General features: G+C 72.3%; 17 protein-coding genes. 9 read left to right on the forward strand and 8 right to left on the reverse strand.

The features are described from left to right. Positions 1 to 20: 20 nt before the first annotated feature. Positions 21 to 395, forward strand: a complete 375-nt coding sequence (trxA, locus tag ACFWRO_RS21160; protein ID WP_384512415.1) for a thioredoxin — start codon at positions 21 to 23, stop codon at positions 393 to 395. 92 nt (positions 396 to 487) lie between these two features. On the opposite strand, the gene ACFWRO_RS21165 is transcribed toward trxA, so the two are convergent. The 3 genes from ACFWRO_RS21165 to ACFWRO_RS21175 form a co-directional block, all read right to left on the reverse strand. After that, positions 488 to 1,675, reverse strand: coding sequence for a thiolase family protein (locus tag ACFWRO_RS21165; protein WP_384512417.1), 1,188 nt, complete (start codon positions 1,673 to 1,675; stop codon positions 488 to 490). 165 nt (positions 1,676 to 1,840) lie between these two features. Then, positions 1,841 to 2,110: a hypothetical protein gene (locus ACFWRO_RS21170; protein WP_384512419.1), complete on the reverse strand. Its 270-nt coding sequence runs from the start codon at positions 2,108 to 2,110 to the stop codon at positions 1,841 to 1,843. Positions 2,111 to 2,211: 101 nt separating this feature from the next. Further along, positions 2,212 to 3,234 (reverse strand): LacI family DNA-binding transcriptional regulator, encoded by a 1,023-nt coding sequence (locus ACFWRO_RS21175; RefSeq protein WP_384512421.1) that lies wholly within the window; start codon positions 3,232 to 3,234, stop codon positions 2,212 to 2,214. A gap of 156 nt (positions 3,235 to 3,390) precedes the next feature. Here ACFWRO_RS21175 and ACFWRO_RS21180 point away from each other — a divergent pair, with 156 nt between their 5' ends. The 4 genes from ACFWRO_RS21180 (at position 3,391) to ACFWRO_RS21195 (ending at position 7,211) form a co-directional block, all read left to right on the forward strand. Next, entirely contained in the window at positions 3,391 to 4,647 is a 1,257-nt protein-coding gene (locus ACFWRO_RS21180) for an MFS transporter (protein ID WP_384512423.1), read from the forward strand. 99 nt (positions 4,648 to 4,746) lie between these two features. Next, on the forward strand, positions 4,747 to 5,454 hold the full coding sequence (locus ACFWRO_RS21185) for an alpha/beta fold hydrolase (RefSeq protein ID WP_384512425.1): 708 nt from the start codon (positions 4,747 to 4,749) through the stop codon (positions 5,452 to 5,454). Between the two features lie 8 nt (positions 5,455 to 5,462). After that, positions 5,463 to 5,687: a hypothetical protein gene (locus ACFWRO_RS21190; protein WP_384512427.1), complete on the forward strand. Its 225-nt coding sequence runs from the start codon at positions 5,463 to 5,465 to the stop codon at positions 5,685 to 5,687. Positions 5,688 to 5,768: 81 nt separating this feature from the next. Further along, complete coding sequence (locus ACFWRO_RS21195; RefSeq protein WP_384512429.1) at positions 5,769 to 7,211, forward strand: flotillin family protein; 1,443 nt, start codon at positions 5,769 to 5,771, stop codon at positions 7,209 to 7,211. Positions 7,212 to 7,307: 96 nt separating this feature from the next. Here ACFWRO_RS21195 and ACFWRO_RS21200 read toward each other — a convergent pair whose 3' ends face one another. Then, on the reverse strand, positions 7,308 to 7,472 hold the full coding sequence (locus ACFWRO_RS21200; RefSeq protein ID WP_362003070.1) for a hypothetical protein: 165 nt from the start codon (positions 7,470 to 7,472) through the stop codon (positions 7,308 to 7,310). Positions 7,473 to 7,597: 125 nt separating this feature from the next. After that, positions 7,598 to 8,422, reverse strand: a complete 825-nt coding sequence (locus ACFWRO_RS21205) for a TIGR02452 family protein (RefSeq protein WP_384512431.1) — start codon at positions 8,420 to 8,422, stop codon at positions 7,598 to 7,600. Between the two features lie 170 nt (positions 8,423 to 8,592). Here ACFWRO_RS21205 and egtA point away from each other — a divergent pair, with 170 nt between their 5' ends. The 4 genes from egtA to egtD are packed head-to-tail and all read left to right on the forward strand — an operon-like array spanning position 8,593 to position 12,894. Further along, positions 8,593 to 9,852, forward strand: coding sequence for an ergothioneine biosynthesis glutamate--cysteine ligase EgtA (gene egtA / locus ACFWRO_RS21210; RefSeq protein WP_384512433.1), 1,260 nt, complete (start codon positions 8,593 to 8,595; stop codon positions 9,850 to 9,852). Beyond that, positions 9,849 to 11,165, forward strand: coding sequence for an ergothioneine biosynthesis protein EgtB (gene egtB, locus ACFWRO_RS21215; protein ID WP_384512435.1), 1,317 nt, complete (start codon positions 9,849 to 9,851; stop codon positions 11,163 to 11,165). The genes egtA and egtB overlap by 4 nt, the downstream gene beginning before the upstream one ends. Beyond that, positions 11,165 to 11,932, forward strand: coding sequence for an ergothioneine biosynthesis protein EgtC (gene egtC, locus ACFWRO_RS21220; RefSeq protein ID WP_384512437.1), 768 nt, complete (start codon positions 11,165 to 11,167; stop codon positions 11,930 to 11,932). Before egtB ends, egtC begins: the two co-directional genes overlap by 1 nt. After that, positions 11,929 to 12,894, forward strand: coding sequence for an L-histidine N(alpha)-methyltransferase (egtD, locus tag ACFWRO_RS21225; RefSeq protein WP_384512439.1), 966 nt, complete (start codon positions 11,929 to 11,931; stop codon positions 12,892 to 12,894). Before egtC ends, egtD begins: the two co-directional genes overlap by 4 nt. Here the strand turns inward: egtD and ACFWRO_RS21230 are convergent. From ACFWRO_RS21230 to ACFWRO_RS21240, 3 genes are all read right to left on the reverse strand, one after another. Next, complete coding sequence (locus ACFWRO_RS21230; protein ID WP_384512441.1) at positions 12,789 to 13,667, reverse strand: lysophospholipid acyltransferase family protein; 879 nt, start codon at positions 13,665 to 13,667, stop codon at positions 12,789 to 12,791. The two genes, egtD and ACFWRO_RS21230, sit on opposite strands and share 106 nt — an antisense overlap. Then, positions 13,664 to 14,542: a GNAT family N-acetyltransferase gene (locus ACFWRO_RS21235; RefSeq protein WP_384512443.1), complete on the reverse strand. Its 879-nt coding sequence runs from the start codon at positions 14,540 to 14,542 to the stop codon at positions 13,664 to 13,666. Before ACFWRO_RS21235 ends, ACFWRO_RS21230 begins: the two co-directional genes overlap by 4 nt. A 184-nt stretch (positions 14,543 to 14,726) precedes the next feature. Then, on the reverse strand, positions 14,727 to 15,977 hold the full coding sequence (locus ACFWRO_RS21240; protein ID WP_384512445.1) for an extracellular solute-binding protein: 1,251 nt from the start codon (positions 15,975 to 15,977) through the stop codon (positions 14,727 to 14,729). Between the last annotated feature and the right edge of the window lie 8 nt (positions 15,978 to 15,985).

Genomic DNA, 15,985 nt, shown 5'->3' on the forward strand with positions numbered 1-15,985 from the left:
GACCCGGAGAGGTAGAAAACATGAGCACTGTCGAGCTCACCAAGGACAACTTCGACCAGATCGTGAGCGAGAACGGCTTCGTTCTGATCGACTTCTGGGCTTCCTGGTGTGGTCCGTGCCGCCAGTTCGCGCCGGTCTTCGAGGCCGCTTCCGAGCGGCACGAGGACCTGGTCTTCGCCAAGGTCGACACCGAGGCACAGCAGGAGCTGGCCGCCGCGTTCGAGATCCGCTCGATCCCGACGCTGATGATCGTCCGTGACAACGTGGCCGTGTTCGCGCAGCCCGGGGCGCTGCCGGAGACGGCCCTCGAGGACGTGATCGGCCAGGCGCGCAAGCTGGACATGGACGAGGTGCGCAAGTCCATCGAGGACGCGAAGCAGCAGCAGGAGCAGTAGGAGCTGCGGCAGCAGCACCGGGCGGGGGCGGTACGGGAGTTCCCGTACCGCCCCCGCTTCGTCGCGCTCCGTCCGTTCAGCGCCCCGGCGGTTCAGCGCTCCAGGACGAGGGCCAGGCCCTGGCCGACGCCGATGCACAGGGCCGCGAGTCCCGTTCCCGAGCCGGCCGCCGCCAACTGGTGGGCCACCGCGCCCGCGAGCCGCGCGCCGGAGGCGCCCAGCGGGTGCCCGATGGCGATGGCGCCACCGCGCGGGTTGACGATCTCCGGGTCGAGTTCCGGCCACTCGGCGAGGCAGCCGAGGGACTGGGCGGCGAACGCCTCGTTCAGCTCGAAGGTCGTCAGATCGGCGAAGGAGCGGCCCGCCTTGTCCAGCGCGCGCCGGACGGCCTCCACGGGCCCGAGCCCGAAGAGCTGCGGCTCGATACCGGTGACGGCGGAGGCGCGGATCCGGGCGAGCGGCTCGCGACCGGTCTCGCGCAGGCCCTCCTCGTCGACGAGGAGCAGGGCCGCGGCGCCGTCGTTGAGGGGCGAGGCGTTGCCCGCCGTCACGGTGCCTCCCTCGCTCCGGAAGGAGGGCTTCAGCTTGGCGAGGGCCTCCATGGAGGTGGTGTCGCGGATGCACTCGTCGCGGGTCAGCTCCACCCCCGGGTACGGCACGACCTCACCGTCGTAGAGCCCCTTGCCCCACGCCTCGGCGGCCTTGCGGTGGCTGGCCAGGGCGAAGGCGTCCTGCTGCTCGCGGGTGAGGGTGTGCTTGTCGGCGACGAGCTCCGCGCCCTCGCCGAGCGAGACGGTCCACTCGGCGGGCATGCGCGGGTTGGTCATGCGCCAGCCCAGGGTCGTGGAGTACAGCTGCTGGTGGCCGGCCGGGAAGGCGCGCTCGGGCTTCTGCAGGACCCAGGGCGCGCGGGACATCGACTCGACACCGCCCGCGATCGCCACGGACGCGTCGCCGAGCGCGATGGCGCGCGCGGCCTGGATCACCGCCTCCAGGCCGGAGCCGCACAGGCGGTTGAGGGTCACGCCGGGGACGGAGGTGGGCAGGCCCGCGAGCAGGACGGCCATGCGGGCCACGTCGCGGTTGTCCTCGCCGGCGCCGTTGGCGTCGCCGAAGTAGACGTCGTCGATCCGGGCCGGGTCGAGCGCGGGTACGCGGTCCACGAGCGACCTGACCACGTGGGCGGCGAGGTCGTCGGGGCGTACGGCGGAGAGCGCGCCTCCGAACCTGCCGATCGGGGTGCGGACGGCGTCGACGATGTAGACGTCGCGGATGCTCATCGGTTCTCTCCCACGTGCCCTTGGGACGGTTTTCCTCGGCCGACCGTCCACCCGTGCGTTCGCCTGGTGAATTTTCCTTCGTTGACGTGCGCGCAGAGTCTCCGCCCGGTGTGGATTCCTGTCAACGGTGCGGAGGGGCGATACGTGGTGGCTGAACGAACCTGGTCATGCCGCCGGCGCCGGCCGGACCAGCGCCGTCAGGCCGTAGTCCAGTTCGTGGCCGTCGACCAGGAGCGCCTCGACGGTACGCGTCTCGGGGTCGATGTCGGCGGCGATGCCGTGCCCCTCGTAGCGCGGGTAGCCCGAGGCGCCCGTCCGGCCCGTGGCCTCCACGACCGCCGAACGGACCGCGCTGTCCTCCACGGACGCGCCGCCCCGGTTCTCCACGTGCTCGGAAACGAGCAGGATCTCGTAACGCCGCGGCAGAGTGCTCATGCTTCGACGCTAAGCCGCTTAGCCCCCGGGCGCCCGCCACGACAGGGCGGGCAGCCGTCGGCACCGGGGCCTTGCACCTGATCCGGACGAAAGGCCCTGCGTCAGCTGGACTCCCGGGGGATCACCCGCGAGGCCATCAGCTCCTGCGCGCCCGGGGTGGCGTCCGGGTCGCGGACCGCGCTGTCGACCAGCTCGGCCAGGTGCCGGCCGATGACCATGTCGATCTCCACGGTCGTCAGCCGGGGCCGCAGGAGCCGCCCGAGCAGCAGATCGTCCGAGCCGACGACGGCCGTCTCCCCCGGGATGTCGATCCCCGCGTCCTGCAGCGCGCGCATCAGCAGCATCGCGTACTCGTCGTTGTACGCGAACACCGCGTCGAGGCCCAGGTCGCGCCAGCGCCCGGCGAGCGCGTTCGCCGCCTCCTCCTCGTAGCGCAGCGGCAGCGGTACGACGGTGGCGTCGGTCCCGGCCACCGCCTGGCGGGCGCCGTCGAGCCGGGGTCCGGAGAACATCTCCAGGCCGGGCTCCTCGGGGATCACCACGCCGATCCGGCGCCGCCCGCGCTCCACCAGGTGCTCGGTGGCGACCCGCCCCACCCGCCCCTGGTCCATGACCAGGGCGTGCGCGCCCTCGACGCGGTGCGGGCCGACGGTGATGACGGCCTTGGCCCCGGAGCGCTTGAGGATCTCCACGCCGCCCGGGGAGAGCTGGACCTCGCCCAGCGAGACCACCGCGACGGGGCGCAGCTCCGCCCAGGCGCGCGCGGCCTCGTCCCCTTCGAGCCCGAGGCTGCCGTACTGCACGACGGTGTAGTCGAGACGGCGCAGGGCCCACTGCAACTCGTTGAAGAACTGGCTGTACAGCGGGCCGATCGGCACGTGCGCCGTGGGCAGCAGGACCATCCGGCTGTGACCGGCGCGCAGGCTGCGGGCGGCGGCGTGCGGGACGTACCCGAGCTCCTCGGCCGCGTCGCGGACCCGCTGCCTGGTCGGCTCGCTGATCCGTACGGCCGCCGTGTTGTTCAGGACGTACGAGACGGTGGCTCTGGAGACGCCCGCGAGCCGCGCCACATCGGCGCTCGTCGGGACGGGACGTTCGGCGGACTGTTTGGGTGACTGGCTCATCGCTCCGGCATCTTTCCAGAACAATCCGGCCCGGAGTCTGGCGGATGGCCGGATTCGAGTGCTACACAGTGCTTACACGCGTCAGTGACACGTGTAACTCTATCGAAACTTCCGCTCCTCGCCCCCGCACCGGGCGATCTTCACCAGGAGGGCAACGTGGCCCTTTCCTCCTCCGCATCCGGAAGAGTCGGCACCACCGGAGTCGAGTCCCCGTCGGGCCCCCGACCCACCCGCGGCCTGCTGCCCCTGCTCCTCGCCGGGAACGCGGCGATGTACGCGCTCTACGTCGGCGTGCCCGGACTGCTGCTCGCGCTGCAGATCGAGGACATCGACCCGGCGAACAAGGTGGCCAACTTCGGTCTGATCTCCGGCGTTTCCGCGATCTTCGCGACGATCTTCAACCCGGTCGCCGGCGCCCTCTCGGACCGCTCGGGCCGCCGCAACCCGTGGATCCTGGCGGGCGGTCTGCTCGCGATACCGGTGATGTTCCTGCTCGGCAGCGTGAACACGATCCTGCTCGTGCTCATCGCCTGGTGTCTGGGTCAGGCCGTCATGAACATCTACCAGGCCGCGATCACCTCCGTCGTGCCCGACCGGGTCCCCCTTGCCGCGCGCGGCAAGGCCTCGGCGGCCGTCGGGCTCGGTCTGCCGATCGGCTCCACCATCGGCGCGCTGGTCGGCGCCGCGTTCTCGGAGAACTACCGCACCGGATACCTGGTCTTCGGCGTGATCGTGGCGGCCACCGCCGTCCTGTTCACCACCTTCGCCCGTGAGGAGCGGATGCCCGCCAAGGCGCCGCTGCCCGTGAAGCAGCAGCTCGCCGCCTTCGGCAGCGCGCTCAAGGACCACGACTTCCGCTGGGCGTTCATCGGCCGCGCGCTGCTCATCCTCGGGTACTTCGCGGTCACCGGCTTCCAGCTGTACATCCTCAAGGACCACACCGACCTCCCGGCCGGGCTCTCCCCCGAGGAGGCGGTGGCGATCCTCATGCCGCTCAACGCCGTGGCCATGGTGGTCTCCACCGTCCTGGGCGGCTGGCTCTCCGACCGCTACGACCGCCGCAAGCTGTTCGTCGGCGCCTCCGCCGCGCTGGCCGCCGTCGCGCTGGTCATCCCGGCCGCCTCGTCGAGCTGGACCGCGATGCTCGCCTTCGCCGCCGTCAACGGCCTCGGATTCGGCTGCTACATGGCGGTGGACACGGCCCTGGTCACCATGGTGCTGCCGAAGGCTGAGGACGCGGCGCGCGACATGGGCGTGCTCAACGTCGCGAACGCGGGGCCGCAGATCGTCGCGCCGTTCATCGCCTCGCTCATCGTCTCGCTGAGCGGCGGGTACACGGCCCTGTTCCTGATCGCGGCCGTGCTTTCGGTCCTCGGGGCACTCGCCGTGCGTCCGATCCGCGGCGTGCGCTGAGCCCCGGGCCGGGTCGGGCCGGTTCCGTACGCCCACCCGCCCGTACGCTCGTCGGGCCACCCGTACGACCCGTACGCCCGATCCGCGAGAGGCTTCGACGTGCTGCTGAACACCCGTACCTGGGGATCCGGTGACCGGATCGCGCTCCTGATCCACGGGATCATGTCCGACCACCGCACCTGGCGCCGGGTCGGACCGGCCCTGGCCGAGCGCGGCTACCGGGTGATCGCGGTGGACCTGCGCGGGCACGGCGCGAGCGGCCGGGCGGCCGGACCCCAGGGGTACGGTCCCGGGGACTACGCCGACGATCTCGTCGAAACCCTGCCCGCCGGGGCCGAGTTGGCCCTCGGACACTCGCTCGGCGGGCTGACCCTGGCCGCGGCCGTGGACCGGCTCGCCCCGCGGCGCGCCGTGTACGTGGACCCGGCCTGGCACCTGCCGGCCGGGGACACGGGCTACCGCGCGGAGCTGTTCACCGCGGCGAAGTCGCTCGCGCGGGAGCACATCGCGATGTTCAACCCCCGCTGGGAGGAGGAGGATCTCGACATCGAGATGGCCACCATGCGGCTCTGGGACGAGCGTTCCGCCCACGGGCTCGTGGAGTGCGTGGGCCGTGATCTGTGGCCCGCCAAGCCCGTCGTGCCCTCGCTGGTCACGCTGGCCGACCCCAGCTTCCTGGTCTCGGCGGAGAACGCGCGGATGCTGGAGGAGCGCGGCTTCGACGTCCGTACGGTCGTCGGCGCCGGACACACGATCCACCGTGACGATTTCGACGGGTTCATGGCCGCCCTTGAGGGCTGGATCTGACGTACCGTGTGGTCATGGACGACGTGTCGATGGTGGGCCTGCTCGGCCGGGTGACCGGCACCGTCGGGCCCGGCCTCGTCGGCGAGGTGATCGTCCGGATCCGGGGCGGTGCCGAGCACTTCCTCGCGTACGCGGCCGACGCCAAGGAGCGGATCCATCCCGGAACGGTCGTGATGGTCATGGAACATCTCCCTCCACGCACCGTGTATGTCACAGCCGCGTACGACAGTTGACCGAAGCGTTGAGCGCCCGCCCGTCGAGGCGCACACTCCCTTCACCGGATCCGCACGGCTCCGGTGAAGGGGGAGCTGCCCATGGCCATCGGCATCGTGGCGGGCGGCGTGGTCGTCGCCGTCCTCGTCCTCATCGCACTGTTCAAACTCATGTGGCGCGTCGCCGAGCCCAACGAGGCGCTGATCATCTCCGGTTCCAACCACAGGATGGAGGGGCTCGGCGAGGGCATGGGCTTCCGGATCGTCACCGGGCGCGGCACGCTCGTGATGCCGGGCGTCCAGGCGGTACGGAAGCTGTCGCTGGACCTCAACGAGACGCAGTTGCAGGTGGAGTGCGTGACCCACCAGGGCATTCCGCTCAAGGTCCGTGGTGTGGTGATCTTCAAGGTGGGTGACGACTTCGTGTCGATCGCCAACGCGGCCCGCCGTTTCCTCGATCAGCAGAAGCTGATGTCGGAGCGGGTGCACATCGTCTTCGCCGGTCATCTCCGCGCCATCGTCGGCGGGTTGACGGTCGAGGACATGATCCGTGACCGGGAGAAGCTGACCGGGCAGGCGCGTTCGGCCTGTGGCACGGAGATGGAGAAGCTCGGTCTGATCGTCGACTCGCTGCAGATCCACGAGATCGAGGACCCGACGGGGTACATCAAGAACCTGGCCGCGCCGCACGCGGCGGCGGTCCAGCGGGACGCCCGGATCGCGCAGGCCGAGGCCAACCGGCGGGCCACCGAGGCCGAGCAGCAGGCCGCGGCGCGGATGTCGGAGGCCACGAGGGACAGCGAGATCCTGCAGGCCGGTTACCAGGCGGAGCGGGACCAGGCGTCCGCGAAGGCCCGGCAGGCCGGGCCGCTGGCCGAGGCGGGGGCGCGTCAGGAGGTCGTCGTCCAGGAGACGCGGGTCGCCGAGTTGGAGGCGCACCGCAAGGAGCAGCAGCTCCAGGCGGACGTCCGCAAGCCGGCTGACGCGCAGGCGTACGAGACCCGGACCCGGGCCGATGCCGAGCGCGACGCCCGGATCTCGGCCGCGCAGGCGGAGGCCAAGGAGACCGAACTCGCCAGCGCCGCGCGGGCCACGGCGACCCGGCTGACCGGTGAGGCGGAGGCGGCGGCCCAGCAGGCGCGGGGGCTCGCGGTGGCCGAGTCCGCCCGGGCGAAGGGTCTCGCCGAGGCCGAGTCGATCAAGGCGCGGGCGGCGGCCCTGGCCGAGAACCAGGAGGCCGTGGTCGCTCAGCAACTGGCCGAGAAGTGGCCGGAAATCGTCGAGGCCGGGGCGTCGGCCTTCGGCAACGTGGACCAGATGGTCCTGCTGAACGGCGCGGACGGCATGGCCGAGATGTTCGCCAAGGCCCTGACCATGGGCGGGACGGGTCTGGGTGTCGCCCGGCAGCTGCTCGCGAACATGAGCCCGGCGGCGGCAGCGACGGAAGCGCCCGCGCTGAAGCTGAACGGCGGGGCTGCGTCGACTCCTCCGGGACCTCCGGCTCCCCGGGCGGAGGCGATCCCGGTCGGCGACGACGAGGCGTAGCCGTACCGGAGCGTACGGGTACGAACGTACGGGAGCAGGAAAGGGCCGGGCCCGGTGCCGTGATGGCGCCGGGCCCCGGTCGTGGTGAGCGGAAGGTCAGTTGTGGCCGAACTTCCGTTCCTTCTTGTGGGAGACCTGCTCGATGATCGGCCGGGGCGTCTCCCGCACGACCGGTGTCGATTCCTTCGCCGCCGCTTCGGTCCGGTGTTCGTGGCCGCCCGTACGGGCGCCCTTGTTCACCCGGGTCTGTTTCTTGCCCACGATCGTGCCTCCTGACAGCGGTACTCGAACGCTGGGCCGTTTCCAGCCTCTGGGGCCGCTTTCAGCCTCGCACGCGAGTACGAGCACCGCACGTCAGGGACGGCCCCGGTCAGGGGGCCCGCCGGTCACTCCCCGAGTACGTCCTGGAACGCGCCGAGTGTCGCCCGACCGGCCGTGCGGTCGAGGATCGCGAAGACGATCCCGTCGAAGTGGCCGGCGAACCGGCCACCGTCCGTGAGCAGCGCCCGGAACGCCTCGGCGACCTCGGCCGGGTCGTTCTGGAAGACACCGCAGCCCCAGGCGCCGAGGACGAGCCGCCGGTAGCCGCCGGCGACGGCGGTCTCCAGGACCCGCTCGGCACGGGAGGCGAGGGCGGCCGGAATCCGGTCGGCCAGGTCCGGCGTCTGTCGCCGGACGACGCCCGCGTTGGGTGCGGGCGAGGTGAGGAAGCCGACCGTGAACGGCTCGTCCAGGAGCCCGCCGCGGTCGTCACGGAAGACCGGTACGCCGGGCGAGAGGATCACGCGATCCGTGTAGAAGGCATCCCTCTCGGCCCGGTGGTGCGCATAGAACTCGGGGGCGCGCAGGAGGGTGGTGTAGAGGGCGGAGGCCCGGCAGACCGCCTCTTCCTGGGCCTGGGCGCCGTTCAGATAGCCGCCGCCCGGGTTGCGGGCGGAGGCGAAGTTCAGGACGGCGACCGGGCCGGCCGGATCGGCCCGGGTCAGCCGGCGGGCGGCGACCAGGCTGCTCTCGTCGGTGACCTCGATCGCGGTGGTGCGGTCGGTGTCCGGGGTCACGGGCACGGGATCGGGACCGTACAGCCTGGTACCGGCCACCGCGGCGCTCAGCTCCTCCTCGATGGAGACGGACCGGCCGCCGGGGGCCCGGTACCGGCCCGCCTCGACGATCTCCTCGGTCTGCTTCGCGATCCCCCGCAGTCGTGCGCTCATGCCCGGAAGCATGATCGACTCCGCACTCCGGGGGCAATGGGTTATTCACCCTGAGGCCGGTGAGGCGCTCTTGCACGCCCGTCGGCGGTGGCTTTAGGTGGAATCAGCGCCCAAGAGGGCGCCCACAGGAACACCTGTCGGAACAAGGAACAGGAACAGGAGGGAACGACATGTCGCCGAGCGGTATACCGCGGAGCGGTCCCGCCATCAACGAGGACGAGGCCGAGGACCTGCTGCGATGTATCTGCTTCAAGACGGGCCCACCCCGCACCGTCGGGGTGGAGGTGGAATGGCTCGTCCACGAGCTGCGCGACCCGCGGCTCCCCGTCCCGGCCGAACGGCTGGCTCCGGCCTTGGACACCGTACGGTCCCTGCCCCTCGCCTCGTCGATCACCCTCGAACCCGGCGGACAGCTGGAGCTCAGCTCGCCTCCCGCCGACTCCCTCATGAGCTGCGTCGACACTCTCTCGGCCGATCTGCGCACGGTGCGTGACGCGCTCTCCCCTCTCGGACTCTCCCTCAGCGGTTACGGGGTCGACCCCTGGAACGCGCCGCGCGAGCGGCTCCTGCGCGAGCCCCGCTACGACGCGATGGAGGCCGCCCTGGACCGTACGGGCCCCGCGGGGCGGGCCATGATGCGCGACTCGGCGTCCGTGCAGGTCTGCCTGGACGCCGGGCACGAGGAACCCGGTCCGCTCGGCTACCACCGCCGCTGGCAGCTGGCCCATCTGCTGGGCGCGGTGCTCGTGGCCGCGTTCGCCAATTCTCCTCTCCACGGCGGCCGCCGGACCGGCTGGCGCTCAACCCGGCAGGCCCTGTGGACCGACCTCGACCCGGCGCGGGCGCTGGCCCCCGACCCGGACCGCGAGCCGCGCGACGCCTGGGCGGCGCACGTCCTCGACACCCCGGTGATGTGCGTACGGGGCGAGGACGCGCCGTGGGCCGTTCCGGAGGGGCTGACCTTCCGGGAGTGGCTGCGCACCGGGCGTCCGCGGCCGGCCGGCGTGGACGACCTGCACTACCACATGACCACTCTCTTCCCGCCGGTGCGACCGCGCGGGCATCTGGAGCTGCGGATGATCGACGCTCAGCCAGGTCCCGACGGCTGGGTCGTGCCGGTGGCCGTGACCACGGCGCTCTTCGAGGACCCGGAGGCGGCCGAGACGGTCTACCGGACGGTCAAACCCCTGGCGGAGCGCGCGGGTTCGCTCGCCGCTCCCCGTAATCCGCTCTGGCTCGCGGCGGCCCGGGACGGGCTCACGGATCCCGAACTGCACGCCGCTGCTCTCGTCGCGTTCCCGGCGGCGCTGGACGCGCTGCCCCGGATCGGCGCGAGCCCGGCCGTCGTCGCCGCCGTCGCCGCCTTCCACGAGCGCTATGTCCTGCCCGGCAGCAGTCCCGCCGACGAACTCCTGGAGGTGACGTCATGACCGTGACCGACGACCCGACGGCCCTGCGGGCGCGGGCGCTGGACGCGCTCACCACCGCGCGGGCCCGTACCGCGCTGCTCACCTCCTGTGTCGAGGACGACGAACTCACCGCGCAGCACTCGCCGTTGATGTCGCCGCTGGTGTGGGACCTGGCCCATATCGGCAACCAGGAGGAGCAGTGGCTGTGGCGGGCGGTCGCGGGACGTGACGCGCTGCGCCCGGAGATCGACTCGATCTACGACGCCTTCGAGCATCCGCGCGCCGCTCGCCCCACGCTGCCGCTGCTGCCGCCGGCGGAGGCTCGCGCGTACGCCTCGGACGTACGCGGCCGGGTCCTGGACGTCCTGGAGCGGACCCCGTTGGAGGGCCGGCCGCTGGTGGAGGCGGCGTTCGCCTTCGGGATGGTCGCCCAGCACGAACAGCAGCACGACGAGACGATGCTGATCACCCATCAGCTGCGGAAGGGCCCGCAGGCGCTGACCGCTCCCCCGCCGCCCGCGGCGGAGAACGGCACGCTCCCCTCCGAAGTCCTCGTCCCCGGCGGCGCGTTCACGATGGGCACCTCGGACGAGGCCTGGGCGCTCGACAACGAGCGTCCGGCGCACACCCGGGTCGTCCCGTCGTTCTTCATGGACACCGTGCCGGTCACCAACGGCGCCTACATGGCGTTCCTGGCCGACGGGGGCTATGCGGACGAGCGGTGGTGGCAGGCGGAGGGCTGGGAGCAGATCCGCAAGCACGGGATCGGCGCGCCGCTGTTCTGGCGGCGGGACGGCGCGCAGTGGACGCGGCGGCGGTTCGGTGTGACGGAGCCGGTGCCCGAGGACGAGCCGGTGGTGCACGTCAGCTGGTACGAGGCGGACGCCTACGCCCGCTGGGCCGGGCGCAGGCTGCCGACGGAGGCCGAGTGGGAGAAGGCGGCCCGGCACGACCCGTCGACGGGACGTTCGTACCGCTATCCCTGGGGCGACGCCGACCCGGCGCCCGAGCACGCCAATCTCGGTCAGCGGCACCTGCGGCCCGCCCCGGCCGGCAGCTACCCGGAGGGCGCTTCGCCGCTCGGGGTACGGCAGTTGATCGGCGACGTGTGGGAGTGGACGGCCAGCGACTTCCTGCCGTACCCGGGGTTCACGGCCTTCCCGTACAAGGAGTACTCGGAGGTGTTCTTCGGTCCCGCGCACAAGGTGCTGCGCGGTGGGTCGTTCGCTGTGGACGCGGTGGCCTGCCGGGGCACGTTCCGCAACTGGGACCTGCCGGTGCGCCGGCAGATCTTCTCCGGCTTCCGGACCGCACGCGACGCGGAGCTCACCTGATGTGCCGTCACCTGGCTTATCTGGGGCCGCCGGTGCCGTTCGGCGAGGTGCTGACGCGGCCTCCGCACGCGCTGTACCGGCAGTCCTGGGAGCCGCGCCGCCAGCGGCACGGCACGGTCAACGCGGACGGCTTCGGGGTCGGCTGGTACGCCGAGGACGATCCCGTGCCGGCCCGCTACCGGCGGGCCGTGCCGATCTGGGCCGACGCCCCGTTTATGGACCTCGCGCGCGTGGTGCGCGCCGGGGCGTTCCTCGCGGCCGTACGGGACGCGACGGTGCCGGGGGCGGACGGGGAGGCCGCGGCGGCCCCGTTCGCGTCCGGGCCGTGGCTGTTCAGCCACAACGGGGCGGTGCGGGGCTGGCCGGGCTCCCTCGCCCCCGTGGCGGCGACACTGCCGGCCGAGGAGCTGCTGTCCCTGGCGTCGCGTACCGACTCGGCCCTGGTGTGGGCGCTGGTGCTGCACCGGCTGCGGGCGGGCGACGGCCTGGACCGGGCGCTCGCGGACACCGTGGTGGAGGTCGCCGAGGCCGCCCCCGGATCGCGCCTGAACCTGCTGCTCACCGATGGCGCCACCATCGCGGCGACCACCTGGGGGGACTCCCTCTGGTACCGGACGGAGCCCGGTCCGCCGGGCGCCGCCCGCGTGGTCGTCGCCTCCGAACCGTACGACGACGATCCGCGCTGGCACGAGGTGCCGGACCGCACTCTGCTGACCGCCACCCGTACCGACGTCACCCTCACCTCGCTCAAGGAGCCCTCCTCGTGAGTCCGTTCCAGCTGACCCGCACCCTTCCCGAGGACGCCACGGAGGCCGATCTGCGCGCCGACGTGCTCCACGGACTGACCCGTACGCCCAAGGAGCTGCCGCCGAAGTGGTTCTACGACGCGCGCGGCAGTGACCTGTTCGAGGAGATCACCCGGCTGCCCGAGTACTACCCGACCCGCGCCGAGCGGGAGATCCTGATCGACCGGGCGCCGGAGATCGCGGCGGCGACGAGGGCACGGACCCTGGTCGAGCTGGGCTCGGGCTCCTCGGAGAAGAGCCGTTTCCTGATCGACGCCCTGCTGCCGGAGCTTGACAGCTACGTGCCGGTGGACGTGAGCGAGTCGGCGCTGAAGGGGGCGGCGGACGCGCTGCTCGTGGACCGGCCCGGGCTGCACATCCACGCCCTGGTCGCCGACTTCACTCGGGGGCTCGTCCTGCCCGGGACGCCGGGGCCGCGTCTGGTGGCGTTCCTCGGCGGCACGATCGGCAATCTGCTGCCCGCCGAGCGGGAGACGTTCCTGCGTTCGGTACGGGCGATGCTGGCGCCGGGCGACGCGCTGCTGCTCGGCACGGACCTGGTGAAGGACGAGGCGACGCTGGTCGCCGCGTACGACGACGCGGCCGGGGTGACGGCGGCCTTCAACAAGAACGTGCTTGCCGTGATCGCCCGGGAGCTGGAGGCGGACGTCGAGCCGGACGACTTCGAGCACGTCGCGCGCTGGGACCCGGAGCGGGAGTGGATCGAGATGCGGCTGCGGGCGCGGCACGCGCTGACCGTGAAGATCCCGCAGCTGGATCTCGTGGTGCCGTTCGAGGCGGGCGAGGAGATGCGGACGGAGGTGTCGGCGAAGTTCCGTCAGGCGGGTGTGCGGGCGGAGCTGGCCGAGGCCGGGCTTGAACTGACCCGCTGGTGGACGGACAAGGAGGGGCGGTTCGCGCTGTCGCTGGCGACGGCGCGCTGAGCCGCCTGAGCTAGTGCACGACGGTTCGGATACTGGATCGTGGATATTGGATCCAGTATCCGAATTTCGGCGGTGAGTCCGCGGGCGGCGACGACCCGCCAGAGCGAGGCCCCCAGGGGATCCTCCCCCACGAAGGCCGCGGGCCCGACCGGCCGGTACTGGAGCCGTACCGGAAGCACCGGTACGGAGGCGTCGAGAGCCGCCTGGAACGCGGCGTGCCGGAAGGCGCCACCGCCGCGGCCGCACCAGGTCGAGCCCTCGGGGAAGACGATGACCCGGCCGCCGCCGGCCATGGCCCCGGCCATCGCGCGGACGGTGCCGGGCAGGGCGCGCAGCCGGTCGCGGTCGATGAAGAGGGTGCCGCCGCGCGCCGCGAGCGGGCCGAGCACCGGCCACTGCCGGACCTCCCGCTTGGCGAGCATGCGCCCGGGGAGGACGGCGGCGACGAGCGGGATGTCCAGCCAGGAGATGTGGTTGGCGACGATCAGGAACGGCCCGTCGGCCGGGGCGGGGACCCCGGTGACCTCGATCCGGACGCCGAAGGACCGCAGGACCAGCCGGCACCACACCCGGACGAGCGCCCGCCGGTCCGCCGCCGGCAGCAGCGCCGTGAGCGGCGCGAGCAGCACCCCGGCGAGGACGGCGGCGATGCCCGCGACCAGCCGGACCGCCGCCAGGAAGGACCCGGCGGCCGGGCCGGAGTGCCGTGCGCAGGGGTCGGGTGCGCACGGCGACGTCGGCAGCCAGGGGGAGACGGGGCCGGCGGTGGTCACTGCGCCGGGGCGAGGGAGAGGAAGTGGTTCAGGTAGCGGGGGTTGGTGTTGCGCAGCGACAGCAGGACGTAGAGGTCGGCGACCCCGAAGTCCACGTCGTGGGCGGGCGCGCCGCAGACCCAGGCCCCGAGCCGGATGTAGCCGCGCAGCAGCGGCGGGAGCTCCACGCGGCCCTCGGGGCGGGCGATCCCGTCGGGGGTCCAGAGCTTGTGCGGGGTGACCCAGTACTCCTCGGGGGCGAGGTGCTTGGCCTTGACCCGGTCCCAGGTGGCGGCGGCGAGCGAGCCCCCGTCGTTCAGCGGTATCGAGCAGCACCCGGCGAGCCAGTTGTGGCCGGTGCGGGCCATGTAGCGGGCGAGCCCGGCCCAGATGAGGGCGATGACGGCGCCGTTGCGGTGCGCGGGGTGGACGCAGGAGCGGCCGACCTCGACGAGGTCGTCGCGGATGGGGCCGAGGCGGCCGAGGTCGAACTCGCTCTCGGAGTAGAGGCGGCCGGCGATCCGGGCGCGGTCGGGCGGCAGCACGCGGTAGGTGCCGACGACCTCGCCGGTGGTCTCCTCGCGGACGAGCAGGTGGTCGCAGTACGCGTCGAAGGCGTCGATGTCGAGGCCCGGCTCGGGTCCGTCGAGGTGGGCGCCCATCTCTCCGGCGAAGACCTGGTGGCGCAGGCGCTGGGCGGCGCGGACGTCGTCCTGGTCGCGGGCGAGGCAGACGATGTAGCGGGGCTGCTCCTCGGTGGGCCGGTCCCCGGCCAGGGGCTGCGGCTGCGCCGGGACCCCGGTGAGCGGGGCGCTCGTCAGGGGGGCGATGAGGGGGAGACCGGCGGGGACGGGGACAGCGGGTGCGACAGTGGCTGCGGGTGACGGTGCGGGCATGTCGGGCTCCTCCGGCGTACGGAAGGGGGACGGTGAGGGCCGGACCGGGTGAGCGGTGGTCCGGCTCCTTACTTCTTCCGTGGCCGATTGGATTCGACATGACCGTTCGGGGGATCGCGGGTGTGTAGGCGCTGAATGCTGGTCTGCGGACCCCGCGCGGCCTGCCGCTTAGACCCCTCCCCCGCTACTCCGCAAGGGCCTCCGTGATCTCTGTCGAGGCCGTCTCGGCGGCCTTCTTCGGGTCCTCGCCCTGGAGCACGGCGGTCATGTAGGGCTTGATCGGGTTGGCCGCCTCGACGTCGGCCCACTGGGGCGAGTTGGGCGTGGCCTTGCCGCGGGCGGCGCCGACGGCCATGACGGCGGTGGCCTCCTGGCCCTCGACGACCGAAGCCAGGGAGGTCTTGTTGGGCACGTAGTTCATGGCGCGGGCCAGTTCCGTCTGCCACTTCTCGCCGGCCAGGGCCTTGACGACCTCGATCGCGGCGTTCCGCTCCGGCGCGTTCTCCGGGACGATCAGGTCGGAGCCGCCGGTGAAGACCGCGCAGGGCTGCCCGGCCTTCTTGCCGGGTATCGGGAAGAAGCCGAGCTTGTCCTCGAGCTCCGGGTTGGCCTTGGTGATCGCGGCGACGGCGCTCGGGGTGGCGATGATCTGGGCGACGTCGCCCTTGGCGAAGATCTCGGCCTGGGGCGGTGTCTGCTCGTCCGCGTTCTTGGGTCCCGAGCCGAGCGACTGCAGGTCCTTGTAGAAGTCCATGCCGCGCAGCGCGGCGGGGGTGTCCAGGGCGCCGGTCCAGTCGCCGCCCTTGTCCTCGGCGAGCTCGCCGCCCTCGTCCCAGATGAACCCGGCGAGCGTGTACCAGTCCTGGCCGGCGAGGTAGATGCCCTGGGAGCCGTCGCGGTTGAGCTTCTCGGTGTCGTCGAGCCACTGGGCCCGGGTGGCGGGCGGCTTGGTGACGCCGGCCTGCGCGAAGAGGTCCTTGTGGTAGATCACCACGCGGTTGGCGGCGTACCAGGGGATGCCGTACTGGGACCCGCCGATGCGGCCGGGCTCGGCGAGGCCGGGCAGCCAGTCCGCGCTGCCGAGGTCGCGCAGGGACTCCAGGGTCAGGTCGTAGAGCTTGTCGGTGTCGGCGTACTGGGCGACCTGGGTGTTGCCGACCTCGATGACGTCGGGGCCGCCCTCTCCCCTGATGGCCTCGGTGACCTTCTTGCCGATGCCCGTCCACTCCTGGAAGGTGAACTTCAGCTCGACGCCCTTGTGCTGGGCTTCGTAGTCGGCGGTGAAGCGCTTCAGGAAGTCCTCGCTGACGCTGTCGCGCATCAGCCAGACGTTGACCGTGCGGGTCGCGTCGCCGGAGCCGGGGAGGAGTCCGCAGCCAGCGAGGGCGAGGGCGGTGGCGGCCGCCAGCGGACATACCAGGTGTCGGTTCTTCACGTAGGTCA

The sequence above is a fragment of the Streptomyces sp. NPDC058579 genome (genome assembly GCF_042718575.1).
In the GTDB taxonomy this organism is placed as follows: Bacteria; Actinomycetota; Actinomycetes; order Streptomycetales; family Streptomycetaceae; genus Streptomyces.

What these genes read in the sequence shown, in the direction of transcription:
- ACFWRO_RS21235 (WP_384512443.1), bottom strand. Translation starts at nt 14,542, where the DNA reads ATGCCCGCACCGTCACCCGCAGCCACTGTCGCACCCGCTGTCCCCGTC.
- ACFWRO_RS21175 (WP_384512421.1), bottom strand. Translation starts at nt 3,234, where the DNA reads ATGAGCCAGTCACCCAAACAGTCCGCCGAACGTCCCGTCCCGACGAGC.
- ACFWRO_RS21205 (WP_384512431.1), bottom strand. Translation starts at nt 8,422, where the DNA reads ATGAGCGCACGACTGCGGGGGATCGCGAAGCAGACCGAGGAGATCGTC.
- egtC (WP_384512437.1), top strand. Translation starts at nt 11,165, where the DNA reads ATGTGCCGTCACCTGGCTTATCTGGGGCCGCCGGTGCCGTTCGGCGAG.
- trxA (WP_384512415.1), top strand. Translation starts at nt 21, where the DNA reads ATGAGCACTGTCGAGCTCACCAAGGACAACTTCGACCAGATCGTGAGC.
- ACFWRO_RS21170 (WP_384512419.1), bottom strand. Translation starts at nt 2,110, where the DNA reads ATGAGCACTCTGCCGCGGCGTTACGAGATCCTGCTCGTTTCCGAGCAC.
- ACFWRO_RS21165 (WP_384512417.1), bottom strand. Translation starts at nt 1,675, where the DNA reads ATGAGCATCCGCGACGTCTACATCGTCGACGCCGTCCGCACCCCGATC.
- ACFWRO_RS21195 (WP_384512429.1), top strand. Translation starts at nt 5,769, where the DNA reads ATGGCCATCGGCATCGTGGCGGGCGGCGTGGTCGTCGCCGTCCTCGTC.
- egtA (WP_384512433.1), top strand. Translation starts at nt 8,593, where the DNA reads ATGTCGCCGAGCGGTATACCGCGGAGCGGTCCCGCCATCAACGAGGAC.
- egtB (WP_384512435.1), top strand. Translation starts at nt 9,849, where the DNA reads ATGACCGTGACCGACGACCCGACGGCCCTGCGGGCGCGGGCGCTGGAC.